Raw genomic sequence first — 26320 nt, forward strand, 5'->3', positions numbered from 1 at the left:
TAGTCCACGGCAGCGCGAGGATGTTCCAATTAGTTAGGCGGCTATGTTACTCAAAATTTCAACGCCGTGACCCGTGAATCTTTGAGAAAGCTCCTTGCAGCCTCGGTAATGATCAGTTTATCGCTTGCCACGGCGCGTCCGGCATCGATTCATTGGCCAGGCAATGCCAGCCGCCCTCGGCGTTGATCAGACGCTGTGCAGCATCGAGTAAAGCCTGGCGATTCAGCTGCTGGATCGCCGCGACCAACTGCTCACGATAATCGGACGAATGGCCAGCGAGTTTGCCCTGCCACAGCAGCTCGGCAGCATCCTTGGTGGAAAGCGTGGCGTCGTCGAACTGATCGGCGAGGTTTTGGCGCTGCTGCTTGAGGCTTGCGTCATCGAGCGTTTCGATCAACGCGGGGATGTTTTTGAGGAACTCTTGAATGTATTCGAGCAACTCGGCGGCCGAAGTCGTCGGCGATTGCACGCCAAAGACAATCGCGGTCATGCCGTGCAATTGACGCAGCGCGCTGAACACGGCGTACCCCAATTGCAATTCGACGCGCAGGCGCTGGTAAAAAGGCGTCTGGCACACCTGAGCCAAAAGGCGCCATGCTGCTTCATCAGCGAAGTCGCGGCTGGCAGTCGGGCAGACCAGCAGCAAGGCGTGTTCGCTGGAGGCCGTGTTGATCTGGCTCCAGTGGTACTGGCCTTGGGTGATCGGTGTCACCGGTAGCTGATTGTCCGGTGTGCCGGGAATGCGGCTCAGCGCCAGGCCCAAGGCTGATTGGGTTTGTTGGTCAAGCCCGAGAGCGAGGCCGTCCCAGCGCGAAGTTGTCCACAGCTGATTGGCGTCATCGCTGGTTTCAATCGTGGGCAGGCATTTTTCCGGCAACGCCTCGAGCAGTTGGCGGATCGGCATCGACGGTATCTGCACCTCGTCCCGCGGCGAATCGGCGTCGATCATCGTCAGACATTTCAGCGCATGCTCGAGGACACTGGGCATCGGTTCCTGTAATCCGGTCATTTTCAGCAGGCATTGGTTACCTGCGGCGCTGAAAGACAAGTCCACTCCGGCTTCGGATGCATCCTGTCGTGTCTGGCGCAGACTGCGCTGCAATCTGGAGAGCAGATCTGCGCTGGCCGCCGCCTCGACCTGCCAGCGCAGATAGATCGCGCCTTCATCGCTGTTGTCCGGCAGCGTCTGGCTGAACTGCATAGGCGACCGTTCGCGACGGCTGCGCGAGCGATCCTGGGCGAACGTGCGCAGGCCACGGTGGGCGCTGGTCTGGCCGCGAATCAGACCGGCGTTTGCCAGTGGCTCGCTGGCTCGCAGAAAAGGATTGGCGGCGGGCAGGTGCCAATGATCGCTGAAGTTATCCACAACAGGAATTTCGCGAAGGATGTGCTCAAGTGCTGCAGCCCCGGATTCGGACAGGCCGAATGCTTGCTGCTCTATGTCGGTTCGCGCCAGTTGCCATGCGCCGCTGACTTGCTGCTGGCGCTGAAGCAGGGCGGCGTATTCCTCGCGTAACGGCGTCCAGTCCTGACGGGCGAAGAAGCTCAGCCAATCCAGCAGGCATCCGCGAATGGTATCCAGGCGGTCGCCGCCAGCATTGAATTGAAGATGCAGCAGCGCTTGGCTGGCGAACTGGTAAAGCGGCGTGGCTTTCAGGCTGTCAGCCAGATTCTGTTGATGCAGGTATGCGAGCAATCCCCCAGGTTTTGCGCTATTCAACCAATGACAGAGAAAAGCCATCGCCTCGGCGGATGACTCGGACAAGGCGTCGAAAGCAAATAACAGGTTCGCGTGAGCGCCGACCTGTTGATAACTTTTCACTGCCAACGGTGGCGGTGCGGCCTGGGCAACTTTATCCCCAAGCGGCAACACCGCTGCGAATTGCTGCGCCAGCTCCCGAAACTCATCGATACTTTGCGGCCCGACCAGACTGAGGGTCATTTGCCCGGTTCGATAAAAGCGCTGATGGAAATCTTTCAGCGCCGACTGAAACCCTGGCGATTCGACCTGCAAGCTGTCCCGATTGCCCGCATGAAAACCGCGCAACGGATGCTCCGCTGGCAAACTTTCATACAAGGCAAACTGCTGTTGCGCTGTCGGATCCTGCGACCAGCCGACGAATTCGGCCTGCAGCACTTCCCGTTCGCGCAGTTGATCGTCCAGATTCATACGTGGCCGGGCGAGCATGTCTGACAGACGCTCGAGCCCCGCGTTGAACGACGGCACCGGCAGCTCAAAGAAAAAGTCCGTGGTGCGCTCGCGGGTGCTGGCATTCACCTGCCCACCGTGACGTTGCACGTAGGCCATCAGCCCTTCGTCTGTGGGAAAACGCTCGGTGCCGAGAAACAGCAAGTGCTCGAGAAAATGCGCCAGCCCCGGCCATGCCAACGGCACGTCATGACTGCCGGCCGCCACGCGCAACGCGGCAGCGCTGCGCTTGAGACCGGGCACGTGGCGCAGGGTCACGCGCAGGCCGTTGGCCAGGGTTTCAGAGTGGGGGCGAGGATGAGTCGGCGCAGGCATGGGCACTTCCAGAACAGTGAAGTGCCCATGCTAGCGGATTAGCGGCGGTTGAGCGCGCCGTAAAGCTCCGGGCGGCGATCGCTGAGATAGCGATTGGCCTGACGTGAGTCGTTCATCAATTGGCGGTCCAGTTCACCGACGATCAGTGCCTCGTCCAGACCTGCCAGGGCGATGCGGCTGCCGTCCGGTGCGGCAATGCTGCTTTGCCCACAATACTGGATATCGCCTTCATGTCCGCAGTAATTGGCGTAAGCCACGTAGCACTGGTTTTCGAAGGCGCGGGCACGCACGGTGACATCGGCAACGAAGTCGAACGGAATCATGTTGGCCGTAGGCACCACGATCAGCTCGGCGCCGGCCAAGGCCAGGCGCCGCGCGTTTTCCGGAAACTCCAGGTCGTAGCAGATCAGGAAACCGAGCTTCCAGCCGTTCAATTCAACCACCGGCAAGTCGGAGTCACCGGGGCTGAACATCGATCGGTCGAGGTCGCCAAACAGATGCGACTTGCGATAGTTGCACAGGCGCTCGCCATGGGCGTCGATCAGTTGCACAGCGTTGTAGATCTGCCCGTCGGCGGTGCGCTCCGGATAACCGTAAACGATCGCCAGACCCGCAGCCTTGGCAATCCGGCCGATCTGCTGCGCCCATTCGCCGTTATAAACCTCGGCCAGCGTGCCCACCGCTTCGGCGCCGATGTTGTAACCGGTCATGAACATCTCCGGCAGCACCAGCAGGTCGGCGCCCTTGGCCTCCATCGCCACCTGATGCAGGCGCTGCAGGTTGGCGGCGGGGTCCAGTGGCAGCGGTGGACATTGGTAAACGGCTACGCGCATTGGGGAATCCTCTTACTCGGGCAGGGCGATAGGGCCGATGTCTTTGAACACATCACCCGGTCCGGGGTTCTCTTTATGTGTCGAGCCGCCGAAATGTTTCATGATGCCCCACACCGCGTTGAGCGAGGTCTGCACCGCGCCTTCGACCCACGCGGGCGTCCATGACACGTCGTCGCCGGCGATGAAGATCCCGCGCTGCTCGGCCGGCATGTCGTCCTGCATGAAGTGCGCATACATGCGCTGGTTGTAGCGGTAATGGCCGGGCAGGGCGCCCTTGAAGGCACCGAGGAAGTACGGATCGGCTTCCCACGACACGGTGATCGGATCGCCGATGATCCGTGCGGCGATGTCGACTTTCGGGTAGATCTTCTTCAGCGCGTTCAAGGCCAGCTCAACGCGTTTTTCCACCGGATGCGGGAGCATTTTCAACGCGTCGCTCATCCACGAATACGACAGGCAGATCACCCCCGGCTTGTCGTCGCCGTTGTCGAACAGATAGGTGCCACGGGTCAGGCGATCGGTGAGGGTCATGCTCATCACATCGCGGCCGGTCTCCGGATCCTTGTCCTTCCAGAATGGCCGGTCGACCATCACGAAGGTTTTCGACGACTGCATGTAGCGCGTGCGGTCGAGGGCCATCCACATCTTCTGCGAGAACAGGGTTTCGTCGCATTCGATCTGAGTGGTCAGCAGCCAGCTCTGGCAGGTGGTCAGCACAGCGGCATATTCGCGGGTGTCACCGTTGTTGTCGGTAACGGCGAAACGGCCTTGCGGTGCGTGAGCGATTTTCTTCACGCCGGAACGCGGTGCGCCACGGTGCAGGGATTTCAGGCTGGTGCCGGCCGGCCAGTGCACGCAGCGCTCCGGCACATGGCGCCAAATGCCCTGTGGCACCTGCTCGACGCCACCGACCACCAGGTGTTGGTGATCGTCGCAATTGGTCATTACCACGCGGAAGATTTCCAGCATCGAATTGGGGAAGTCCGAATCCCAGCCGCCGGTGCCGAAACCGACCTGACCGAACACTTCGCGGTGCTGGAACGACAATTTGGCGAAGGCTTTCGAGGTGGCGACGAAGTCGTAAAAGGTCCGGTCGTCCCACAGCGGCACCAGCTTGTTCCACAGCTCTTTCAGGCGCGGCACATCGCGATCGCGAATGGCTTGCTGAATATCGGAGAACTGCGAACCGGCTTCCAGCGCATCCGCCCAGGCGTCAGCCACTTCCTGAAACAATGCAGGAAGATCCTTCAGGCTTTCGGCGTAATGGGTTTCGCCTTCCAGATCGATCACGGTGCTACCAGAAGCGCCGGTCAGCGGGTTGGGGAAGGGCTTGGTTTCCAGGCCGAGCTTGTCGACGTAGTGATAGAACGCGGTGGAGGACACTGGAAAGCGCATGCCGCCAAGCTCGGCGACGATGGCGTCGGTGCCGTTGAAGGCTTGCGAGCGCAGACGACCGCCGAGTTTCGACGCCTCGTACACCACCGGCTTCAAACCGAGTTTCATCAGTTCATACGCAGCCACCAGACCGGCAATACCCGCGCCGACAATCGCCACCTCAGCGCCATGGTGCTGCTCGGGAATGCTCCCCAGCCCGGCGGGATGCTCGATCCAGTCGTCAAACGCGAACGGAAAGTCCGGACCGAAAATGGTGACTGGTTTTTTTCCGTCTGCAGGATGGCGATTGTTCTTGTTCATGGCTGACCTTATTGGCGACCCGACGCAGGATTCGCGTCTGAGTATAGGAAAAGATGCCAGCCATTCTAGGGAGCGTGGAGCGCGTTAATAAGACGCAATGTGTCGTCGTTTTGCCTGATTGTTGTGCAGACTGACGATTGCAGGCTGCATACCGACCAAAGAAGTGGGAGCGGGCCTGCTTGCGAAGCGGCTCAGCCAGAATGCCCGGCCAATGCTCAGACCGGCTGCCCGCGATCAATCTTGCTGCTCAGAATGATCGAAGTCGTGGTTTTCTCCACCCCATCGACGCTGCCGATCTGATCCAGCAACTGATCCAACTGCTCCGGCGAATCGGTGCGCAACCACGCCACATAATCAAACTCGCCACTCACCGCACACAGCTGCTGCACCTGCGCCATCGCACTCAAACGTCGCAGCACGTCCTTGCCGGAACGCGGCTGCACCTTGATCCCGACGTAGGCCTGCAAGCCACCATCGACCACACGCTGACCCAAGCGCACACCATAACCGGTGATTACCTTGGCCTTTTCCAGCCGGGCCAGACGCGACGTCACCGTAGTGCGAGCGATGCCCAGCTGACGGGCGAGCATGGCCACGCTTTCGCGGGCGTTGATTTGCAGCGCGGCGATTAGCTGGCGGTCGATTTCGTCGAGGATGGGGTGGCGGGTGTCTGGCAAGGGGGGGCTCCGATGGCGTGGGCGATGAGATTGCCGATGGTACAGGGTCAAGCGCATTGGGGCATATTTGGAACCCATCGCTCGATGGGAGGGATAACGGCTGTGACGGTTGCTCTTGTCAGGTTCAAGGGCTATGATCGGCACATCAGCACAGACCGGAACTTTGTAAGCAAAGGGTGTTGATTTCGGTGGCGCAAGCCACTCCTAGCCAGTGAGCGGGATAAGCGGGAAACCGTGAAAGGATAGGCCGATATTTCAGATTTACAGAAAGCCCCTTTGCGCAAGCATCGGGGCTTTTTGCTTTCTCTCACACGGATTTCCCCGCGCTACGCATTTCCAGAATGTAGCGGACGTTATGTGGTTTTCCTTTCGGCAGCTTCGAGCGTCCCCATTCAGCGACCTCGTAGGCGGAAATGATCCGGAGTTTGAGAAAGTTCGTTGTATTTTGCGGCTTGCTGATCGAAAAAAAGACCGCGTAGTCATGCAAATCAAGGCAGTAATAGCGCTGACTGTTTTCGACGTAGAAGGGCACAGCCAAGCCTTTGAAAAAGCGTTTTTGCAGGTAGTCCGTGATCTGGCTGCTGTAGTAGTGGCGGTCTGCACAAAAATACCGGACTTCTCCTCTGTGTCTTAGTGGCAGGCCGTGACCTTTGTCATCGGTAAAACAGTGGAACCCGAATTCAAACCTGACGACAAGCTGCTGCTCCGCCACTTCAAATGTCTGTTCAAAAGGCTGTAGATGCGCCATGCAATATCTGCGTCCGCCAATAATCAGGTCTTTCCATTCCATTGTTACTGTCGCCGGACATATTGATTTGTGGGATTTCCAAGCCCGGTCGCTGATAAGCAGCGACGTCTCGAGAGTATCCCTGCGAAGACATCATCAACAGATGTCTAACCGCTCAAAACCGCAGCTTAGGATCTTTCCTACAGCTCTGGTTAGGTCTTCCGAACATTGCGCCCGCCGAGACGAAACCCAACCACTCGCCCACAAAAAAGCCGCGCATTCAGCGCGGCTTTTCAATTTGGTGGGCCCACACGGACTTGAACCGTGGACCAAAGGATTATGAGTCCTCTGCTCTAACCAACTGAGCTATAGGCCCTCAGTAGGCCGCGGATTATAGCGACGGTTTCGCGGCTGTGCTATCCGAAAAATCCGATACGGTTACATGCAGAAACGTCGCGGCGAATTCGTCCGGGGGCAGCGGCAGGCTGACGATGTAGCCCTGTATCTGTTCGCACCCTTCAGCAGCGAGGAATTGTTGTTGCGCCTGGGTTTCCACGCCTTCGGCAATCACGGTGAATTGCATGCTGCGGCCGAGCGCGATGATGGCGCGCACAATGGCCGCGTCGTGGGGATCGTCAGGCAGTCCACGGACGAAGGACTGGTCGATCTTGAGGATGTCCAGCGGCAGGCGTTTGAGGTAGCTGAGCGAGGAGTAGCCGGTGCCGAAGTCATCGATCGCCAGTTGCACACCGAGGTGTTTGAGTTGGTGTAGCACTGCCAGCGCCTCTTCGGCCTGACTCATGATGAAGTTCTCGGTAATTTCCAGTTGCAGTAAATCCGGCCTGAGGTGGTTGTCCTTGAGCAGTTGTTCGATGCGCACCAACAGGTTGGGCTGACGCAATTGCGCACCGGCGAGGTTTACCGAAAGCGGACCGAGCGGTTGGTAGATCTCGTTCCACTCGAACATCTGCCGGCAAGCGGTCTCCAGCACCCAGTCACCGATCTGCAGGATCATGCCGTTTTCTTCCGCGAGCGGAATGAAATGCTCGGGCGGCACGTCGCCGAAGGTCGGGTGGCGCCAGCGAATCAGCGCTTCGGCGCCGACAAGGCTGTGGTCGACCAGGCTGATTTTTGGTTGGTAATAGAGAAACAGCTCATCACGCTCGATGGCGCGGCGCAGTTCGTGCTCCAGTGCTATGCGTTCGCTGGCCTGGGCGGTGAGGTCGCGGGTGTAGCTCTCGACACGGTTGCGCCCCTTGGCCTTGGAACGGTACATCGCCGCGTCGGCGTTTTTCACCAGGGTGGCCACATCGCAACCGTCGCGGGGATAGAGGCTGGTGCCGATGCTGGCGCTGATAAAGAACTCGTGTTCGCCGGCCTGGAACGGCGCGCCGAAGCAGTTGAGCAGTTTCGTCGCGATGTTGTCGGCGTCGCTGGCTTGCTGCAAGCCCGGCAGCAAAATGATGAATTCGTCACCGCCCAATCGCGCGACGGTGTCGATATCTCGTAACTGTTCCTTCAAACGCACGGCGATGCCCTTGAGCAACAGGTCGCCCACCGGGTGGCCGAGGCTGTCGTTGATGTGCTTGAAGCGGTCCAGATCGAGAAACAGCACCGCGCCCTGGCCGCCATTTTCCTGTTGGCTGGTCAAGGCCATTTGCAGGCGACTTTCGAACAAAGTGCGATTGGGCAGGCCGGTCAGCGGGTCGTGGTGAGCCTGGTAATCGAGCTTGGCCTGGGCGTGCTTGAGGCTGGAAATATCGGCGAATACCGCGACGAAGTGGGTGATGAACTTGTCGCGATTACGTACGGCGCTGATGGTCAGCCAGCTCGGGTACAGCTCGCCGTTCTTGCGCCGGTTGGAAATCTCGCCTTGCCAGTGTCCCTCGTCGGTCAATTGGTGCCACATCGCCGCGTAGAACGCGCTGTCGTGCAGCCCTGAGGCCAGCAAGCGTGGCGTGTGGCCCAGTGCTTCGCTTTCGCTATAGCCGGTAATTTCGGTGAAAGCACGATTGACGGCGCTGATGTGTTGTTGAGTATCGGTGATCAATACGCCCTCGGCGGTGCTCTCGAAAACGGTGGCGGCCTGCTGCAGTTTTTCCTGCATGAGATGGCGTTCGGTGATGTCGCGGGCGATGGTCAGCATGCAATCCTCGTCGCCAATCGGCAGCGGGCGACTGGACACTTCGCACAGGCGAATCTGCCCGTCGCTGCGACGGATGTGGCAAGTGAAGTCGCGGACGAAACCGTCGCGCTGCAGCAAATCGAGCATCTGTTTGCGTTCGTTGAGGTTGACCCAGATGCCCAGATCCAGCGTCGACCGATCCACCGACATGGCGCTGTTGAAACCGGTGATGCGGCTGAAACCTTCGTTGACCTCCAGCAGCAGGCCGTCGCTCTGGCGTGACAGCAGCAGGCCGTCGGGCGACGCATGGAAAGCCTTGGCGAATTTCTCTTCAGAGGTTTGCAGTTGCTGTTGGGTTTCCTTGAGCTGGCTGATGTCGCGCACCACGACTACCAGCGCCGGAGTGGTATCGAGGTCGAAGGGTTCGGCGGAAATCAGCCCGGTGAACACCTGGCCGTTGTTGCGGCGAAAGGGCATTTCCAGATTACGGATGCTGCCGGCCTGCAAACGCTGCAAGAGGCCCGGCCCGACGCCGGGAATGCCCCAGATATTGAGGTTGGTGGCGGTCTGCCCGATCACGTCCTCGGCCCTGAGGCCGATCTGCTCTTCGAAGGCCTCGTTGACCTCCAGCAGGCAGCCGTCGGACAGGCGTGCAATCACCAGAATGTCCGGACATTGCTCGAACACCGAAGCGAACTTCTGCTCCGACAGGCGCAGCGCCTCTTCAGTGCGCTTGATCTCGCTGATATCGATCATCAGGCCGCGCATCACTGGCTCGTGGCCGTGCTCAATCAGGCTGACGATGTCCCGCACCCACAGGCAGCGACCGTCGGCGGTGATCACGCGGTAGTCGACGATGTGATCGCGGCCCTGGCGCAGCGCTTCCTTGCAGTAGTTCTGCGTGCGGGTCAGGTCCGCGGGGTGAATGATGTTGTGCCAGAAGCCCGGAATCAGCCAGTGAGACTGTGGATAACCGAGCAAGTCTTCAGCGTGCGGCGAGACATAGCTGTAGGTGAAGTCGCTCATCCGCGCTTCCCAGGCGATGGCCGACAAGCTCTCTACCAGGCCACGGTAGTGATATTCGCTACTGCGCAATTCCTGTTCGAGGTCGATGCGCCGGCTGATTTCCGAACTCAGGCGGCGGTTGATGCGAATCACCACGGCGAGGATCGTCATCAGCAGCAACAGACCGGGCAGACCGTACATCAGCAGGTCCGACCAGAACGTGCGGTGGTCGAGCACATTACCGACCCAATGTTCCTGGATGCTACTGATTTCCGCCGGCGTCATGTCGGCGAGGACTTTATCAAGTATCCCGACCAGCACCTTGTTGTCGCGGGGCACGGCCATCGCCAATTGATAGCGATATGGGGTTTCGCCGCTGACGTAGAGGCCGTCGAGCTTGAGCTGGCGCAGGCTCCACACGCTGGAAGCGAGATCGCCGACCACCGCGTCCACTTCATCGGTCGCCAAAGCTTGCAGCGCCGAGCTGACATTGGGCATGGCGACCAGATTCAGGTCGGGGTGGTGAGTACGCAGCAGTTCGTGGGGGGCGTAGTTTTCCACCACGGCGATTTTCAGACCGTACAGGTCGTCGAGTTTGCGCGGCTGGGCGCCGCCGACATGGGCAAGGATGACGATCGGGAAGTCGAGATACGGCCGGGTAAATGACAGGTAATTCTGGCGCTCCGGCGTGGACATGATTCCCGGCAACAAATCGATCTTGCCTTTTTTCACCTGCTCCAGCACCACCGTCCAGCTTGCCGGTTCGATCGGCGTCAGCCTGATCGCCAGACGTTGGCGAATCACGTCGATATAGTCAGCGGCGAGACCCTGATAGCGGTTCTGATCGTCACGAAATTCGAAAGGCGGCCACGACGCGTCGACACCCAGGCGCAAGTCAGGGTGAGCCGCCAGCCAGCTGCGTTCTTCATCGGTGAGAGTCAGCGCGTCAGCCGTGGCGGTGCAGATCATCAATGACAGCAGAAAAAGCACGGGCGCCAGTCTGGGCATAACGCTCTCGTCAGGGCTTGGAGTGATTGTTTCGAGTGTAGACGGGGTACGCAGCGGGGAGGGCGGAGCGGGGAATTTAATCTGCCATAAAACAAAACCCCCGGCCTGGGCCGGGGGTTCTGGTATCACTCGTCGAGGAAGGAGCGCAGATGCTCGCTTCGCGTCGGATGGCGCAGCTTGCGCAGCGCCTTGGCTTCGATCTGACGGATCCGCTCACGCGTTACGTCAAACTGTTTGCCAACTTCTTCGAGCGTATGGTCGGTGTTCATGTCGATACCGAAACGCATGCGCAGTACCTTGGCTTCACGGGCAGTGAGGCCGGACAGCACTTCGCGAGTCGCTTCCTTCAGACTTTCCACCGTGGCGACATCGATTGGCGACTGCATGGTCGAGTCTTCGATGAAGTCGCCCAGATGGGAGTCTTCGTCATCACCGATCGGGGTTTCCATGGAGATCGGCTCTTTGGCGATCTTCAGCACCTTGCGGATCTTGTCCTCAGGCATTTCCATGCGTTCGCCCAGCTCTTCCGGAGTCGGTTCGCGACCCATTTCCTGCAACATCTGCCGGGAAATACGGTTGAGCTTGTTGATCGTCTCGATCATGTGCACCGGAATACGGATGGTGCGCGCCTGGTCGGCGATCGAGCGAGTGATCGCCTGACGGATCCACCAGGTGGCATAAGTCGAGAACTTGTAACCGCGACGGTATTCGAACTTGTCCACTGCCTTCATCAGGCCGATGTTGCCTTCCTGGATCAGATCGAGGAATTGCAGGCCGCGGTTGGTGTACTTCTTGGCGATCGAGATCACCAGACGCAGGTTGGCTTCAACCATCTCTTTCTTCGCGCGGCGGGCCTTGGCCTCACCGATCGACATGCGACGGTTGATGTCCTTGATTTCAGCGATGGTCAGACCGGTCTCGGTTTCCAGCGCGATCAGTTTCTGCTGGCAACGGACGATATCCGGCTGCACGCGACCGATGGCTTCGGCGTACTTGCTCTTGCCTTTGGCCAGGGCGTCGGACCAGCTTTCGTCGACTTCGTTACCCGGGAACTGACGCAGGAAATCGGCGCGTGGCATACGTGCATCACGTACGCACAGCTGCATGATCGCGCGCTCTTGCTGACGCAGACGATCCAGGGCACTGCGCACACGCTCGACCAGGGCTTCGAATTGCTTCGGCACCAGTTTGATCGGCATGAACAGCTCGGCCAGAGCCAGCAACTCGGCAACCGCTGCCTTGTTGTGACGACCGTGCTTTTTCAGGGCCTTGCGGGTGATTTCCATCTGGTCCGCCACCGCGCCGAAGCGCTGCGCCGCGATGACCGGGTCCGGACCGCTTTCGGCTTCTTCTTCGTCATCGGAAGATTCGGCATCATCGTCGTCGGTATCGTCGTCGGCCTTGACGGCTTTCGGGTCAACCGGCGGCGGCACTTCTGCCGCAGGCGGCGCGATGCCGTCGTCCGGGTCGATATAACCGCTCAGGACGTCGGACAGGCGACCACCTTCGGTGGTGACGCGGGTGTACTCGGAGAGAATGTGGTCAACCGTGCCAGGGAAGTGCGCAATTGCGCTCATCACTTCACGAATGCCTTCTTCGATCCGCTTGGCGATTTCGATTTCGCCTTCACGGGTCAGAAGCTCGACCGTACCCATTTCACGCATGTACATGCGCACCGGGTCAGTGGTGCGACCGATATCGGTCTCCACCGCCGCCAACGCAGCGGCTGCTTCTTCCGCAGCGGCCTCGTCGGTATCGGCGTCGGCCAACATAAGGGCGTCCGCATCCGGAGCACTCTCGTGTACGGGGATCCCCATGTCGTTAATCATGCGGATGATGTCTTCCACCTGCTCCGGATCTGAAATATCCTCGGGCAGGTGGTCGTTGACCTCGGCGTAAGTCAGATACTTCTGCTCACGACCCAGTTTGATCAACTCAATAATACGAGACTGCTGTTGCGCTTTTCCGGACATAACACCCTATCCACTGAAGGTCTTGGCGGGCAAAAAACAAGCCGAGGATTATACCTGAGCTATGACCTCACGCGCCAGTTGAGGTCGGGTTTGATGCGGAAACATTGCGACTTAAAAGGTCGCGCAGTTGATTTTTCTCTTCGACGCTCAGTTCGCTTTGCCGCGCTTTCCTGAGTAACTGTTCGAGATTTCGCTCGCGTTGGCGGGCGGACAAGCTAGTAATGGTGTCGAAAAACTGTTGTTCAAGGTTATCTCCGTCAATCAGCCATTCCTTTTCGGCCAGCGCCTTGAGCAAGCGGCCCTGTTCAGTACCGTGCCATCGCGCGATCAACTGAAATGAGTTTAGCTTGGGATTCTTCTGTACGGCTTCGAGCAGCGCCACAAGCAACTGGGCGTTGGTCTGATTTTCATCGGCAATGTGCCCGGCGTCCTCGACGCGCTTGGCCAGTTGCGGATGATGGAGCAATGTTCTCAATGCCGTGAGGGTTGGCGATTCGACGCCAATCGGCGTGCGCGGGCGCTGCTGTTCGCGATCGCCACCGCGCTTGCCGTTCTTGTCCCACGGTTTCTTGTCCCACTTCTTGCCGCCGGCGCCGGGTTTCTTCGGCGTCCATTCCTGCTGCGGCGCGTACATGTCCTGTGCCTGCGGCTGATGGTAGTCGCTGTAGTCCGGCATGGCGTCGTAATCGAAGCCCGGATCGTAGGCGGGCGGTGCTTCCTGCGGCACACTCTGAACCAATTGGCTGACGGTCTCGCTGCTCAGGCCGGTGATTTCGGTCAGGCGCTGACGCATGAGGATACGCAGGTTCGCGCCCGGCACCTTGTCGATCAGCGGTGCGGCGAGGGTGGCCATGTGCGCCTTGCCCTCAAGCGAGCGCGGGTCGGCCTCTTCGGTCAGTTGCTGGAAAAAATAATCGGCCAGCGGCTGCGCGTGCTGATTGATGCGCGCCTTGAAAGCGTCGGTGCCTTCGGCGCGAACCAGGGTGTCCGGGTCTTCGCCTTCGGGCAAAAACAGGAACCGCGCGCGACGACCGTCTTGCAGACACGGCAGGGTCGCTTCCAGTGCACGCCAGGCAGCGTTGCGGCCCGCCTGGTCGCCGTCGAAGCAGAACAATACGTTCGGCACGACGCGGAACAGGCGCTTGAGGTGTTCTTCGCTGGTCGCGGTACCCAGCGTGGCGACGGCATTGCGCAAGCCTTGCTGGGCGAGGGCGATGACGTCCATGTAACCCTCGACAACGATGATTTCATCGAGGTTGCGATTGTTCTTGCGCGCTTCATAGAGGCCGTAGAGTTCCTGACCTTTATGGAATACCGGGGTTTCCGGTGAGTTCAGGTACTTGGGCTTGTCGTCGCCCAGTACGCGGCCGCCGAAGGCGATGATTCGTCCGCGGGTGTCGCGGATCGGGAACATCACGCGATCGCGGAAGCGATCATAGCGCTTACCGGTTTCGGCGTTTTCGATCAGCAGGCCGGCTTCGATCATGGCCTTCTGTTGCAGGGTGTCGCTGCTCAGATGCTTGAGCAGGTTGTCCCAGCCTGGCGGCGCAAAGCCGAGGCCGAAATCCCGAGCGATCTCGCCGGTCAGGCCGCGGCCCTTGAGGTAATCCACCGCAGCCTTGCGCGATGGATGGCTCTTGAGTGCCTGCCGATAAAAATCAGCGGCGGCGGTGAGCAGTGGATACAGCGGCGAATCGGTCGGCTGACGCGGCTTGCGCTCGCGGCCGCTTTCTTCGCGGGGGATTTCCATGCCGGCGGCTTTGGCCAGATCTTCGACGGCCTGGGGGAAATCCAGGTTGTCGTGATCCATTAGAAAGCCGAGGGCGTTGCCGCCGGCGCCGCAACCGAAGCAGTAATAGAACTGCTTGTCGGGGCTGACGCTGAACGACGGGGTTTTCTCTTTGTGGAACGGGCAGCAGGCGGTGTAGTTCTTGCCGGCCTTCTTCAATTGCACGCGCGAGCTGACCACGTCGACAATGTCGGTGCGGTTCAGCAGGTCGTCAATGAAGCTCTGGGGAATCAGCCCGGCCATGGCGTTCTCGTCGTCTGCGCTGCAATAAATCCGTTGCGACAGCCTGTCGGACGCGGGCCATTGCTGGAAACGCACAAAAAGTGCGGCTCGACCGGTGTCGTCTGCGTGATCGCTGTCGGGAAGTGTATCTGCCGAAAATCCACTGACGTTAGTACCTATCAGTCTTCGACTATTTGAAAGTGTTGCGCTGAATCCGCTGACGGCCGGTTGTCGGCCTCGGATAGCTCAATAAAGCGGGCACGCATGCAGGTGCCTTGGGCTGATCGTCGTAAGAGGAATCAGTGGGTGTGCTCGTCAGTAGCCTTGAAAGGCTCGTCAGAAAAGACGTGCACCGCTGGCAAAAGAGCCAGGCCTGACGCGGTGAAGCAGATTTGTCTCGGTCGCATCTGCGGCGTCGACGGTGAAGCATCAAGCGTTTTACGCAAATGCCATTAGCCCGGCTGAGGGCCGGGCTTAGGCAAGAAGCTTGCTACGAACGTCTGTGGATTAGTACAGACGAACGGCGCGGCGCTGTTCGCGCTGAACTTTCTTGGCGTGACGCTTAACAGCGGCTGCTGCTTTGCGCTTACGCTCAGAAGTTGGCTTCTCGTAAAATTCGCGGCTACGAACTTCAGCCAGTACACCGGCTTTTTCGCAGGAGCGCTTGAAACGACGCAGAGCTACGTCGAAGGGTTCGTTCTCTTTTACTTTGACGGCTGGCATCCAGAGCTACCTTCATTCATTACCGGGGTCAACATCCTCGCGGCAAAAGAGCACTTGAAGACGTCGGTTTTTAAGGGTTGCGGATGTTAACCCCTCATCGCTCGGAATGCAAAGCCTCTGATCGAAAACCGCTGGTCGGGGCATCACGTGGCGACTATTATGCGCGCCTTCGAATTCAGCCTAAACAAGGCGCAAACCCATGCTAGTACTGGGATTAGAAACCTCCTGCGACGAAACCGGCGTCGCATTATATGACAGTGAGCGCGGTCTGCTGGCCGACGCGCTGTTCAGTCAGATCGACCTGCACCGCGTCTATGGCGGTGTGGTGCCGGAGCTGGCCTCGCGTGACCACGTCAAACGCATGCTGCCCTTGATCCGTCAGGTGTTGGCCGAGGCCGACTGTGTGCCGACCGAGATCGACGCAATCGCCTACACCGCAGGTCCTGGCCTGGTCGGCGCGCTGCTGGTGGGTGCATCCTGCGCGCAGGCGCTGGCGTTTGCCTGGGGCATTCCGGCGCTTGGCGTGCACCATATGGAAGGCCACTTGCTGGCGCCGATGCTGGAGCCGAAACCGCCGCAATTCCCGTTCGTCGCTTTGTTGGTTTCCGGTGGTCATACACAGCTGGTTCAGGTCGATGGCATTGGCCAGTACAGCCTGCTCGGCGAGACGCTCGACGACGCAGCGGGCGAAGCCTTCGACAAAACCGCAAAGATGATGGGCCTCAATTACCCCGGCGGGCCGGAAATCGCCAAGCTGGCCGAGAAGGGCGTCGCAGGACGTTTCACTTTTCCGCGTCCGATGTGTGATCGCCCAGGTCTGGACTTCAGCTTCAGCGGCTTGAAAACCTTCGCCCTCAACACGTGGCAGCAATGCGTCAGCGCCGGGGACGACGGTGAGCAAGCCCGTTGCGACATCGCGCTGGCGTTCCAGCAGGCTGTGGTGGAGACTTTGACCATCAAGTGCAAGCGCGCCCTGAAACAGGCGGGCATGAAGCGGCTGGTGATTGCCGGAGGCGTCAGCGCCAACAAGGCGTTGCGGGTTTCGCTGGAAAAGATGCTCGGCGATATGAAGGGCGATGTGTTCTATGCGCGCCCGGAGTTCTGCACCGACAATGGCGCGATGATCGCGTTTGCCGGTTGCCAGCGCCTGAAGGCCGGCCAGCAGGAAAGTCTGGCAATCACCGTGCAGGCACGCTGGCCAATGGAACAGTTGTCGGCGCTGTAATGAGCGACGCTCATGAACGGCAGTCAGAAATGCCGTTCGCGCCCGGCAAACAGGTCGCGTAGATTGCCGCGATGGCGCCAGACAATCAGCAAGGTCAGCGCGCTCATTGGCAGCAAGGCTTCCGGCTCTTGCCAGGCCAGCAACGGCAGGGTCAGTGGCGTGGCAATCAGCGCCGCCAGCGAGCTGGTGCGGGTCAGGTAGAACGTCAGCAGCCAGGCGCACACCGCCAGCAGCGCGGCGGGTGGATACAGGCCGAGCAGCATGCCGGCAGCAGTGGCAACGCCTTTGCCGCCACGAAAACGGAAGTACAGCGGGAACAGGTGACCGATCACGGCGCACACGCCAATCCAGGCCTGATCCTGCAGCGAAAGGCCCGCGCTCGAGGCGATCAGCACCGGCAGCAGGCCTTTGCACAGATCACCGAGTAGGGTCAGGATCGCCAGTTTGCGACCGGCCAGGCGCAGCATGTTGGTGGCGCCGGCATTACCCGAGCCACTCATTCGCGGATCCGGATTTCCGGTCAGGCGGCTGAGCAAAATGGCAAAGGACAGCGAGCCGAGCAGGTAGGCGAGAATCGCCAGTAACCAAAACATGCTAACTATTCCGGGCGAGGACGCCCTGATTCTAACGGCGCATCGCGCCCTTGTCGTGCAGCGGAGAGAAGTGCTTGGACAGAGTGTTTATCGAGGGCCTGGAAGTCGACACCGTGATCGGTGCCTACGACTGGGAGCGTGGCATCCGTCAGTGCCTGCGTCTTGATCTGAGCTTCGCCTGGGACAATCGCCCGGCTGCCGCCGGTGACGACCTGACCCTGGCGCTCGATTACGCCAGTGTTTCCACGCGCATTCAGGCCTTCGCCGAGCAGGCGCAGTTCCAGTTGGTCGAAACCTTTGCCGAGCGTCTGGTTGAAGTGCTCATGGCCGAATTCAAGATCACCTGGGTGCGGCTGAAACTGACCAAACCGGGCGCGGTGCCGGCCGCCAAGGGTGGTGTGGGTGTGGAGATCGAGCGCGGATGTCGCTGACTCAGGTCTACCTCGGGCTCGGTAGCAATATCGAGCGCGAAACCCATTTGCGCGCAGGTCTCGATGCGCTGGCCAAATTTCTGGTGGATATCCGTTGTTCGGCGGTGTTCGAGAGCCAGCCGGTGGGCATCAAGAGCGGGCCGTTCTTCAATTTCGTGGTCTCGGCCTACACCGATCTGCCGTTGATGGAGCTCGATCGCCGCTTGAAATTCATCGAGGCGGATAACGGTCGATATGCGCCGGATCGCAAGGGCTTGCCGCTGGATATCGACGTGCTGCTGTATGGCGATCTGGTGGGTAATTTCGACGGATTGGTACTGCCGCGTGCGGAAATTCTGAAAAATGCCTTTGTGCTGTGGCCGCTGTCGTTGATTGCGCCGGAGCGGGTGCATCCGGGGGTGGGCCAAAGCTTTGCGACGTTGTGGGCCGAGGCGCAGATTGATCAGGAGTTGGCGCCGGTTGCATTCGAATGGAATGGGCAGCAATTGACTCCGTCGAATCTTTAAAGCAAAAGATCGCAGCCTTCGGCAGCTCCTATAGAGGAATTTGCGTTTCCCTGGAGCTGCCGAAGGCTGCGATCTTTCGCTCTTGCTTCAGGCGTTGTCTTTGTAGATTTTCAATGCTTTCAACCGTTCCCGCTTCAGCGCTTCGCCCAGTTCCGGTCCCTTGAATCCCTGCTCCAGCAACGGCTGAACCGCCACTTCCCGCGCGGCTTGCGCCGCTCCGCGCAAATAGTCCGCCTGTGGATAACTGCGCTGCTCCAGGCCCTCGCGGCCACGGGCATCCATCTCGCACGCGGCGATAAACTCTTCGAATCGCTGCGGCCGCCGATAGATATCGAAACTCTGCAGCAACTCCAGCAGCGTTGAAGCTTTCAACTCCAGCGCCCGGTGCCCATGGGTGTGATACTGGCCGACCAGCAGCGCCAGTTCCTGACAGTCCTTGGGGACCTTGAAGCGCTCGTTGACCGCTTTGATCAGCTTCAGCCCGGTGTGCTCATGGGCGATATGCCGAGGCCATTCGTCTTCCGGCGTCAGGCCTTTGCCCAAGTCGTGCAGCAGGCAGGCCCAGCGCACCGTCAGTGGTTGTTTGTGCAGGGCTGACTGCTCCAGCACGCTCAGGGTGTGCAGGCCTGTGTCGATTTCCGGGTGGTGAGTCTCTGGCTGCGGCACGCCGAACAAGGCGTCGACTTCCGGCATTAGCTCTTTGAGTGCGCCACAGTCGCGCAAGACCTGAATGAACACCTGCGGGTGGTCTTCCAGCAGTGCCCGGGAAATCTCCTTCCAGCTACGTTCGGCAGTCAGCGCCTGTAATTCGCCGGACTCGCTGAGCTGACGCATCAGGTCCATTGTCTCGTCGGCGACCGTAAAGCCCAATCCTGCGTAGCGTGCAGCAAAACGGGCAACGCGCAGCACTCGCAACGGATCTTCGGCGAACGCCGGGGAAACATGGCGCAGGATTCGCGCTTCAAGATCGCGCTGACCATGGTACGGATCGGTCAGGTTGAGCTGATCGTCCTCGGCCATGGCATTGATCGTCAGGTCGCGGCGAATCAGGTCTTCTTCAAGCGTGACTTCGGGACTTGCGTAGAAAGTGAAACCGCCGTAACCGCGACCGCTTTTGCGCTCTGTGCGGGCGAGGGCGTATTCCTCACCGGTTTTGGGGTGCAGAAACACCGGAAAATCCGCGCCGACCGGGCGGAATCCCTTGGCGAGCATTTCTTCAGTGGTCGCGCCGACCACGACCCGGTCGATGTCAGTGACCGGCAACCCCAACAGGCGATCACGTACTGCGCCGCCAACCTTGTAAACCTGCATAAAAAACCTCCGTTAGTCCGACAGGATAACCCTTGCGTCAGACTTTCGGAGGCCAGAACCGGATCAAAGATGAATCACGGCCAGGTCGAGCCGGCCGTAATCGCCTTCGCTGTGTTCACTGCGCGGCGGCACATGGTGGGTTTTCATGATCTGGTCGCCCTGCAGGGTTTCCAGATGAATGTCAAAACCCCATAACCGGTGCAAGTGCTTGAGCACTTCATCGGTGGAGTCGCCCAGCGGTTTGCGGTCGTGCTGCTGGTGACGCAGGGTTAGCGAGCGATCGCCGCGCCGGTCGATGCTGTAGATCTGCACGTTCGGTTCACGATTGCCGAGGTTGTACTGCGCTGCCAGGGTTTCACGGATGATCCGGTAGCCGCCTTCGTCATGGATGGCCGGCACCAGCAGGTCATCTTTCTGGTCATCATCAAGAATGCTGAACAGCTTCAGATCGCGGATCACCTTGGGCGACAGGTACTGCAGGATGAAGCTTTCATCCTTGAAGCTGCTCATGGCGAACTTGATGGTCGACAGCCAGTCGGAACCGGCGATGTCCGGGAACCAGCGGCGATCCTCTTCGGTAGGCTCTTCGCACATGCGCCGAATGTCGCGGTACATGGCGAAACCCAACGCATACGGGTTGATGCCGCTGTAGTACGGACTGTCGAAACCCGGTTGGAATACCACGCTGGTGTGCGAGGTAAGGAACTCCATCATGAAACCGTCGGTGACCAGGCCTTCGTCGTACAAATCATTCATCAGCGTGTAATGCCAGAACGTTGCCCAGCCTTCGTTCATCACCTGAGTCTGGCGCTGTGGATAGAAATACTGGGCGATTTTGCGCACGATACGCACGATCTCGCGCTGCCACGGCTCCAGCAGCGGTGCGTGTTTCTCAATGAAATAGAGGATGTTTTCCTGCGGCTCGGCCGGGAAGCGGGCGTTGTCCTTGTCGCTGTATTTGTCCGCGCCCTTGGGAATGGTGCGCCACAGATCATTGATCTGCTTCTGCAGATGCTCTTCGCGATCCTTCTGCCGCCGGCGCTCTTCTTCGGCGGAAATCGGATACGGACGCTTGTAGCGGTCGACGCCGTAATTCATCAAGGCATGGCAGGAATCGAGCAGATCTTCCACGGCGTCGATGCCGTGGCGTTCCTCGCACTGCATGATGTACTGCTTGGCGAATACCAGGTAATCGATGATCGAACTGGCGTCGGTCCAGGTGCGGAACAGGTAATTGCCCTTGAAGAAGCTGTTGTGGCCATAGCAGGCATGGGCCACCACCAACGCCTGCATGCAGATGGTATTTTCTTCCATCAGATAGGCGATGCACGGATCGGAGTTGATCACGATCTCGTAGGCCAGGCCCATCTGCCCGCGACTGTAGGATTTCTCTGTGCTGAGGAAGTGTTTGCCGTAGGACCAGTGGTGATAGCCCAGCGGCATGCCCACCGAGGCATAGGCGTCCATCATCTGCTCGGCGGTGATCACTTCGATCTGGTTGGGATAGGTGTCCAGAGCATAGCGGGCCGCGATCCGGGCGATTTCGCGGTCGTAGGTCTGGATCAGCTCGAATGTCCATTCGGAGCCGGTGGAAATCGGTTGGCGTTTCTGCTCTTTGGCGGTCATGTCACTAACCTGCGCTGGAAGAGTTCACGGAAGACCGGATAGATATCTCCGGCCGAGACCAGTTGCTGCTGGGCAAACGTGTCAGAGAAGGCTTCGGCGATGCGTTCGTATTCGTACCACAGGGCCTGATGTTCGCGCGGGGTGATCTCCACATAAGTGTAGTACTGCACAAACGGCATGATCTGGTTGATCAGGATGTCACGGCAGATCGGCGAATCGTCGTTCCAGTTGTCGCCGTCGGAGGCCTGAGCGGCGTAGATGTTCCACTCATTGCTCGGATAGCGCTCGGCCATGATTTCCTGCATCAGCTTCAGGGCGCTCGAAACAATGGTACCGCCGGTCTCACGAGAATAGAAAAACTCCTCCTCGTCCACCTCTCGGGCGCTGGTGTGGTGACGGATGAACACCACGTCAATTTTGTCGTAGTTACGCTTGAGAAACAGGTACAGCAAGATGAAAAAGCGCTTGGCGATGTCCTTGGTCGCCTGCGTCATCGAACCGGAAACGTCCATCAGGCAGAACATCACTGCTTTGGAACTGGGGTTGGGTTGCTTGACCAGCAAGTTGTATTTCAAATCGAAGGTGTCGAGGAACGGCACCCGGTGAATGCGCGCGCTGAGTTTCTCGATTTCAGCTTCGAGTTCCTGAATATCGCCGAAGTTGTCCGGTTCTTCGCGCTTGAGCCGTGCCAGCTCTTCCTTGGCTTCGCGCAGTTTCGCGCGGCTGCTGCCGGACAGGGCGATACGACGCGCATGAGCCGAGCGCAAGGTGCGAATGATATTGATGCGTGAGGGGTTACCTTCGTTGCTGATCCCGGCGCGGACGGTTTTGAACGTGTCGGTGCCGGTCAGGTTGCGTTTGACCAGATTCGGCAGTTCCAGGTCTTCGAACATGAACTCGAGGAATTCTTCCTGGGTGATCTGGAAGACGAACTCGTCCATGCCTTCGCCGGAGTTGCCGGCCTTGCCCGGACCGCGCCCGCCACCGCCTCCCGGGGGACGAGCGATATGTTCGCCGGCAGTAAATTCCTTGTTGCCGGGATGCACCACGGTCTGTTTGCCGCCGCGACCATGGTGAAGCACCGGTTCGTCGATGTCGCGACCGGGAATGCTGATCTGCTCGCCGTGCTCCATATCCGTGATGGAGCGGCGGCTGACTGCCTCTTCGACAGCCTTCTTGATGTGGTCACGGTAACGCCGCAGAAAACGCTGGCGGTTCACCGTGCTCTTGTTCTTGCCATTGAGGCGTCGGTCGATCACATAGCTCATAAGGCCCCTCCGGGGAGCTTCAAGTTTCGAGCTGCAAGCTGCAAGTAGAAGCGAATGCCCGTGTTTTCGGGTTCACGCGCTTCGTTCTTGCAGCTTGTGGCTTATAGCTTGCAGCTGCCTCACTGCGACTTGCGGACCCGCAGGTACCATTCGGACAGCAGGCGTACCTGTTTATCGGTATAGCCACGTTCAACCATTCGCGTAACGAAGTCGTTGTGTTTCTGCTGATCCTCCTTGCTGGCCTTGGCGTTGAAACTGATGACGGGCAGCAGGTCTTCGGTGTTGGAGAACATTTTCTTCTCGATGACCACCCGCAGTTTTTCGTAGCTGAGCCAGGTCGGGTTCTTGCCGTTGTTGTTGGCCCGGGCGCGCAGAACGAAGTTGACGATCTCGTTGCGGAAATCCTTCGGATTGCTGATCCCGGCCGGTTTCTCGATTTTCTCCAGTTCTTCGTTCAGCGCCACGCGGTTGAGAATCTCGCCGGTCTCCGGGTCGCGATACTCCTGATCCTGAATCCAGAAATCCGCATACAGCACGTAGCGGTCGAAGATGTTCTGACCGTATTCGCTGTAGGACTCCAGATAAGCGGTCTGGATTTCCTTGCCGATGAACTCGATGTAGCGCGGCGCCAGGTATTCCTTCAGATAGCGCAGGTAACGTTCGCGGGTTTCGGCCTGGAACTGTTCCTGTTCGATCTGTTGTTCAAGCACATAGAGCAGGTGCACCGGGTTGGCGGCGATTTCATGCGGGTCGAAGTTGAACACCTTGGAGAGGATCTTGAAGGCGAAGCGGGTCGACAGGCCGTTCATGCCTTCGTCGACACCGGCCGAATCGCGATACTCCTGAATCGACTTGGCCTTCGGATCGGTGTCCTTGAGGTTTTCACCGTCGTAGACGCGCATCTTCGAATAGATGTTGGAGTTTTCCGGCTCCTTGAGGCGCGACAGCACGGTGAATTGCGCAAGCATTTTCAAGGTGTCCGGTGCGCAGTGCGCCTTGGACAAGGAACTGTTGAACAGGAGTTTGTCGTAGATCTTCACTTCATCGCTGACGCGCAGGCAGTACGGCACTTTGACGATGTAGATCCGGTCGATGAACGCCTCGTTGTTCTTGTTGTTGCGGAAGGTGTGCCACTCCGACTCGTTGGAGTGAGCCAGCAAAATCCCGGTGAACGGAATCGCGCCGAGGCCTTCGGTACTGTTGTAGTTACCTTCTTGAGTAGCGGTCAGTAATGGGTGCAGCACCTTGATCGGCGCCTTGAACATTTCGACGAATTCCATCAAGCCCTGGTTGGCTCGGCACAGCGCACCAGAGTAGCTGTAGGCATCGGCGTCGTTCTGCGGGAATTCTTCGAGCTTGCGGATATCGACCTTGCCGACCAGCGCCGAGATGTCCTGGTTGTTCTCGTCACCGGGTTCGGTCTTGGCCACCGCAATCTGATTGAGGATCGACGGGTAAAGCTTGACCACGCGGAACTGACTGATGTCGCCGCCGAATTCGGCCAGACGCTTGGTCGCCCAGGGCGACATGATGGTGTTCAGGTAGCGTCGTGGAATGCCGAAATCTTCCTCGAGGATCGCGCCATCTTCAGTGGCGTTGAACAGACCCAAAGGTGATTCGAAGACCGGCGAGCCTTTGATGGCGTAGAAAGGCACTTTCTCCATCAGCTGTTTCAGCTTCTCGGCCAGGGACGATTTACCGCCGCCGACGGGGCCGAGCAGATAAAGAATCTGTTTCTTCTCTTCCAGGCCTTGGGCAGCGTGGCGGAAATACGAGACGATCTGGTCGATGCATTCTTCCATCCCGTGGAAGTCTTCAAAGGCCGGATAGCGGCGGATCACCTTGTTGGAGAAGATGCGCGACAGCCTCGAATTGGTCGAAGTGTCGAGCAGTTCCGGTTCGCCGATCGCCATCAATAGACGCTCGGCGGCGGAAACGTAGGCGCTGCGATCGTTTTTGCACAGCTCCAGGTACTCCTGCAGAGAGAGTTCTTCCTGGCGTGTGGATTCGAAGCGTTGTTGGAAGTGGCTAAAGATACTCATGACGTCACCTCGCTCGATACGTGGAGCCGACGCCGGATCACTCAGTCGATGCTGGCAGCAGTCGCTGTGGCAGCTGCTGTTTACCCCCCAGAATTCTCCCACGGTCGACAAACCGCGAAAGCTACTCCCGATGATCCGCGCGCCGGTGTACCGGCTCTCCCCTGATTTGGATGGCCTGCGCTTAAGGATAGTTGGGAATTCGAGAGGTAAAGGCGAGATACGTAATTAGTTGTGGCAGACCGTTCGTCTGCCGCGCGCAGGCCCACGGCAGCCGGGGCCTGCGCTGCGCAAAAAAATTATTCGGCGGTGCCTTGCGCGGTTTCCGACGGATAAGTCGTACGCCACAGCTCAAAGCCGCCGTCCATGCTGTAAACATCGGAGAAACCTTGGCTGGCCAGATAGGCGGCTGCGCCCTGACTGGAGTTGCCGTGATAGCAAACCACGACGGTCGGTGCATCAAGGTCGGCGCCTTGAATGAAAGCGTGCAGTGAGTGGTTGTCGAGATGCTTCGAACCGCTGATGTGCAGCGCGGCGAAGGTCGCTGGATCGCGTACGTCAACCACAACGGCGCCTTGTTCACGCAGGGCCTGCGCCTGTTCCGGGGGGATTCGTTTGAATTCGCTCATGGCGGGTTCCTGTAGCTCAACTGAAAGTGCAGTCTAACGCGGCGCGTCGACTGGCGAAGATTCGGGGATAAGTGGCGCAACCGTGTGGGCAATCCCGCCGTGCTCGTCGCATTTACATGACAGACGTTCGCCGCTGTCGACGTTCATCAGCGTCAGGCTGCCGCCCCATACGCATCCGGTGTCCAGCGCGGAAATGCCCGGCTCGTGGATATTGCCCTCGAGCGCAGCCCAGTGACCGAAGATGATGCGCAGGCCCTTGGTCTTGCGCTCCTTGTGCTGAAACCATGGCTTGTAGCCGGGCGGGGCGCTGTCGAGGCCTTCCTTGCTTTTGAGGTCAAGCTTGCCTTCGGCGGTGCAAAAGCGCATGCGCGTGAAGTAATTGGTGATCACCCGCAGACGATCAATGCCTTTGAGGTCGTTGTCCCATTTCGCCGGTTCATTGCCGTACATACCGTCAAGGTAGGCGGGGAATACGTTGTCGTCACGCAGGGCGGTCTCGACTTCGGCGGCGCACTTCAACGCACGGCGCAGCGACCATTGCGGCGGGATGCCAGCATGGACCATCGCAACATCGCGTGTTTCGTCGTAATGCATCAGCTTTTGCTGGCGCAGCCATTCCATCAGTTGCGGCCCATCGGGGGCCTCGATGATTTCGCGCAGTGTGTCGCTTTTCTTCAGGCGCTCGATCTTCTTCGCGGCTGCCAGCAGGTGCAGGTCGTGATTGCCCAGCACGCAGACCAGTGATTCCCGCATGCCATAGAGAAAGCGCAGGGTTTCCAACGACTGCGGGCCACGATTGACCAGGTCGCCGACCAGCCACAGCCGATCAAGCGACGGGTCGAACGCGACTTGCTTGAGCAGGCACTCGAGCGGCTCGAGGCAGCCTTGCAGGTCGCCGACGGCATACGTCGTCATCAGTGCAGGGCTCCGGGTACGGCGAGGCGAAACGGTTTGATCGTCGCGTCGAAACGTTTGCCGTCATCAGAAAGCATCTGATAGGTGCCCTGCATGGTGCCGACCTTGGTGGTCATTACCGTGCCGCTGGTATACGTGTGGCTTTCGCCGGCGGCGATCAGCGGCTTCTGGCCGACGACGCCTTCACCGCGTACTTCTTCGACATGGCCGTCACCATCGGTAATCACCCAGTGCCGGGAGAGAAGCTTGGCCGCAAGCTTGCCGTTGTTCTGCACGGTGATGGTGTAGGCGAAGGCGAAACGGTCGTGTTCGGGTTGCGATTGGTCTGGCAGATAGCGGGTGACGACGCTGACATCGACCTGATAACGGGAATCGGACATGCAAGAAGGCCTTAACGAAGCGGAACGCGGGGCGTAGCTGATGGGGAATCAGTCTAGGCAAGTATCGGGCAGTAAACCAGAGTGGTGTGCTGCCCG

At 59.2% G+C, this 26320-nt stretch carries 20 protein-coding genes and 1 tRNA gene; 3 read left to right on the top strand and 18 right to left on the bottom strand.

The window, feature by feature from the left end:
- Positions 1-112: 112 nt before the first annotated feature.
- The 10 genes from pqqF to rpsU form a co-directional block, all read right to left on the bottom strand.
- Positions 113-2524 (bottom strand): pyrroloquinoline quinone biosynthesis protein PqqF, encoded by a 2412-nt coding sequence (gene pqqF, locus KVG85_RS22290; RefSeq protein ID WP_217865065.1) that lies wholly within the window; start codon positions 2522-2524, stop codon positions 113-115.
- Between the two features lie 38 nt (positions 2525-2562).
- Positions 2563-3357 carry a carbon-nitrogen hydrolase family protein gene (locus KVG85_RS22295; protein ID WP_217865066.1) on the bottom strand — a complete coding sequence of 265 codons (795 nt, stop codon included), beginning with the start codon at positions 3355-3357 and terminating at the stop codon, positions 2563-2565.
- A gap of 12 nt (positions 3358-3369) precedes the next feature.
- A complete protein-coding gene (locus tag KVG85_RS22300) occupies positions 3370-5052 on the bottom strand; it encodes a flavin monoamine oxidase family protein (protein ID WP_217865067.1) in 1683 nt (560 codons plus the stop codon).
- Positions 5053-5267: 215 nt separating this feature from the next.
- Positions 5268-5729, bottom strand: a complete 462-nt coding sequence (locus KVG85_RS22305; protein WP_039757699.1) for an Lrp/AsnC family transcriptional regulator — start codon at positions 5727-5729, stop codon at positions 5268-5270.
- Positions 5730-6036: 307 nt separating this feature from the next.
- On the bottom strand, positions 6037-6519 hold the full coding sequence (locus tag KVG85_RS22310; protein WP_225926889.1) for a YjaZ family protein: 483 nt from the start codon (positions 6517-6519) through the stop codon (positions 6037-6039).
- Between the two features lie 236 nt (positions 6520-6755).
- Positions 6756-6832, bottom strand: a tRNA-Ile gene (locus tag KVG85_RS22315).
- A gap of 15 nt (positions 6833-6847) precedes the next feature.
- A complete protein-coding gene (locus tag KVG85_RS22320) occupies positions 6848-10594 on the bottom strand; it encodes a bifunctional diguanylate cyclase/phosphodiesterase (protein WP_217865068.1) in 3747 nt (1248 codons plus the stop codon).
- Between the two features lie 125 nt (positions 10595-10719).
- Positions 10720-12567: an RNA polymerase sigma factor RpoD gene (gene rpoD, locus KVG85_RS22325; RefSeq protein WP_217865069.1), complete on the bottom strand. Its 1848-nt coding sequence runs from the start codon at positions 12565-12567 to the stop codon at positions 10720-10722.
- Between the two features lie 67 nt (positions 12568-12634).
- Positions 12635-14599, bottom strand: coding sequence for a DNA primase (gene dnaG, locus KVG85_RS22330; protein WP_217865070.1), 1965 nt, complete (start codon positions 14597-14599; stop codon positions 12635-12637).
- Positions 14600-15085: 486 nt separating this feature from the next.
- Positions 15086-15301, bottom strand: coding sequence for a 30S ribosomal protein S21 (gene rpsU, locus KVG85_RS22335; RefSeq protein ID WP_002551877.1), 216 nt, complete (start codon positions 15299-15301; stop codon positions 15086-15088).
- 199 nt (positions 15302-15500) lie between these two features.
- Here rpsU and tsaD point away from each other — a divergent pair, with 199 nt between their 5' ends.
- A complete protein-coding gene (gene tsaD / locus KVG85_RS22340; RefSeq protein ID WP_016772883.1) occupies positions 15501-16526 on the top strand; it encodes a tRNA (adenosine(37)-N6)-threonylcarbamoyltransferase complex transferase subunit TsaD in 1026 nt (341 codons plus the stop codon).
- A gap of 23 nt (positions 16527-16549) precedes the next feature.
- Here tsaD and plsY read toward each other — a convergent pair whose 3' ends face one another.
- Positions 16550-17119 (bottom strand): glycerol-3-phosphate 1-O-acyltransferase PlsY, encoded by a 570-nt coding sequence (gene plsY, locus KVG85_RS22345; RefSeq protein ID WP_024014548.1) that lies wholly within the window; start codon positions 17117-17119, stop codon positions 16550-16552.
- Between the two features lie 74 nt (positions 17120-17193).
- On the opposite strand from plsY, the gene folB reads away from it, so the two are divergent.
- A complete protein-coding gene (gene folB / locus KVG85_RS22350; protein ID WP_016772885.1) occupies positions 17194-17550 on the top strand; it encodes a dihydroneopterin aldolase in 357 nt (118 codons plus the stop codon).
- Positions 17541-18056 (top strand): 2-amino-4-hydroxy-6-hydroxymethyldihydropteridine diphosphokinase, encoded by a 516-nt coding sequence (gene folK, locus KVG85_RS22355; protein WP_217865071.1) that lies wholly within the window; start codon positions 17541-17543, stop codon positions 18054-18056. The genes folB and folK overlap by 10 nt, the downstream gene beginning before the upstream one ends.
- Positions 18057-18143: 87 nt before the next feature.
- Here folK and KVG85_RS22360 read toward each other — a convergent pair whose 3' ends face one another.
- From KVG85_RS22360 to apaG, 7 genes are all read right to left on the bottom strand, one after another.
- Positions 18144-19367 (bottom strand): multifunctional CCA addition/repair protein, encoded by a 1224-nt coding sequence (locus KVG85_RS22360; RefSeq protein ID WP_217865072.1) that lies wholly within the window; start codon positions 19365-19367, stop codon positions 18144-18146.
- A 63-nt stretch (positions 19368-19430) separates the two neighbouring features.
- Positions 19431-20993 (bottom strand): SpoVR family protein, encoded by a 1563-nt coding sequence (locus tag KVG85_RS22365; RefSeq protein WP_217865073.1) that lies wholly within the window; start codon positions 20991-20993, stop codon positions 19431-19433.
- Positions 20990-22261, bottom strand: a complete 1272-nt coding sequence (locus KVG85_RS22370) for a YeaH/YhbH family protein (protein ID WP_039757709.1) — start codon at positions 22259-22261, stop codon at positions 20990-20992. Before KVG85_RS22370 ends, KVG85_RS22365 begins: the two co-directional genes overlap by 4 nt.
- 119 nt (positions 22262-22380) lie before the next feature.
- Positions 22381-24303 carry a PrkA family serine protein kinase gene (locus tag KVG85_RS22375; protein WP_016772892.1) on the bottom strand — a complete coding sequence of 641 codons (1923 nt, stop codon included), beginning with the start codon at positions 24301-24303 and terminating at the stop codon, positions 22381-22383.
- A gap of 296 nt (positions 24304-24599) precedes the next feature.
- Positions 24600-24929, bottom strand: coding sequence for a thiosulfate sulfurtransferase GlpE (gene glpE / locus KVG85_RS22380; RefSeq protein WP_217865074.1), 330 nt, complete (start codon positions 24927-24929; stop codon positions 24600-24602).
- Between the two features lie 33 nt (positions 24930-24962).
- Positions 24963-25844 (bottom strand): symmetrical bis(5'-nucleosyl)-tetraphosphatase, encoded by an 882-nt coding sequence (locus tag KVG85_RS22385; protein WP_217865075.1) that lies wholly within the window; start codon positions 25842-25844, stop codon positions 24963-24965.
- Entirely contained in the window at positions 25844-26224 is a 381-nt protein-coding gene (gene apaG / locus KVG85_RS22390; protein ID WP_217865076.1) for a Co2+/Mg2+ efflux facilitator ApaG/CorD, read from the bottom strand. Before apaG ends, KVG85_RS22385 begins: the two co-directional genes overlap by 1 nt.
- Between the last annotated feature and the right edge of the window lie 96 nt (positions 26225-26320).

This window comes from Pseudomonas triticicola (assembly GCF_019145375.1).
Lineage (GTDB): Bacteria > Pseudomonadota > Gammaproteobacteria > Pseudomonadales > Pseudomonadaceae > Aquipseudomonas > Aquipseudomonas triticicola.

What these genes read in the sequence shown, in the direction of transcription:
- KVG85_RS22385 (WP_217865075.1), bottom strand. Translation starts at nt 25,844, where the DNA reads ATGACGACGTATGCCGTCGGCGACCTGCAAGGCTGCCTCGAGCCGCTC.
- rpsU (WP_002551877.1), bottom strand. Translation starts at nt 15,301, where the DNA reads ATGCCAGCCGTCAAAGTAAAAGAGAACGAACCCTTCGACGTAGCTCTG.
- folK (WP_217865071.1), top strand. Translation starts at nt 17,541, where the DNA reads ATGTCGCTGACTCAGGTCTACCTCGGGCTCGGTAGCAATATCGAGCGC.
- KVG85_RS22375 (WP_016772892.1), bottom strand. Translation starts at nt 24,303, where the DNA reads ATGAGTATCTTTAGCCACTTCCAACAACGCTTCGAATCCACACGCCAG.
- pqqF (WP_217865065.1), bottom strand. Translation starts at nt 2,524, where the DNA reads ATGCCTGCGCCGACTCATCCTCGCCCCCACTCTGAAACCCTGGCCAAC.
- dnaG (WP_217865070.1), bottom strand. Translation starts at nt 14,599, where the DNA reads ATGGCCGGGCTGATTCCCCAGAGCTTCATTGACGACCTGCTGAACCGC.
- KVG85_RS22370 (WP_039757709.1), bottom strand. Translation starts at nt 22,261, where the DNA reads ATGAGCTATGTGATCGACCGACGCCTCAATGGCAAGAACAAGAGCACG.
- apaG (WP_217865076.1), bottom strand. Translation starts at nt 26,224, where the DNA reads ATGTCCGATTCCCGTTATCAGGTCGATGTCAGCGTCGTCACCCGCTAT.
- KVG85_RS22310 (WP_225926889.1), bottom strand. Translation starts at nt 6,519, where the DNA reads ATGGAATGGAAAGACCTGATTATTGGCGGACGCAGATATTGCATGGCG.
- glpE (WP_217865074.1), bottom strand. Translation starts at nt 24,929, where the DNA reads ATGAGCGAATTCAAACGAATCCCCCCGGAACAGGCGCAGGCCCTGCGT.
- KVG85_RS22300 (WP_217865067.1), bottom strand. Translation starts at nt 5,052, where the DNA reads ATGAACAAGAACAATCGCCATCCTGCAGACGGAAAAAAACCAGTCACC.
- KVG85_RS22365 (WP_217865073.1), bottom strand. Translation starts at nt 20,993, where the DNA reads ATGACCGCCAAAGAGCAGAAACGCCAACCGATTTCCACCGGCTCCGAA.
- rpoD (WP_217865069.1), bottom strand. Translation starts at nt 12,567, where the DNA reads ATGTCCGGAAAAGCGCAACAGCAGTCTCGTATTATTGAGTTGATCAAA.
- KVG85_RS22360 (WP_217865072.1), bottom strand. Translation starts at nt 19,367, where the DNA reads ATGCAGGTTTACAAGGTTGGCGGCGCAGTACGTGATCGCCTGTTGGGG.
- plsY (WP_024014548.1), bottom strand. Translation starts at nt 17,119, where the DNA reads ATGTTTTGGTTACTGGCGATTCTCGCCTACCTGCTCGGCTCGCTGTCC.
- tsaD (WP_016772883.1), top strand. Translation starts at nt 15,501, where the DNA reads ATGCTAGTACTGGGATTAGAAACCTCCTGCGACGAAACCGGCGTCGCA.
- KVG85_RS22295 (WP_217865066.1), bottom strand. Translation starts at nt 3,357, where the DNA reads ATGCGCGTAGCCGTTTACCAATGTCCACCGCTGCCACTGGACCCCGCC.
- KVG85_RS22320 (WP_217865068.1), bottom strand. Translation starts at nt 10,594, where the DNA reads ATGCCCAGACTGGCGCCCGTGCTTTTTCTGCTGTCATTGATGATCTGC.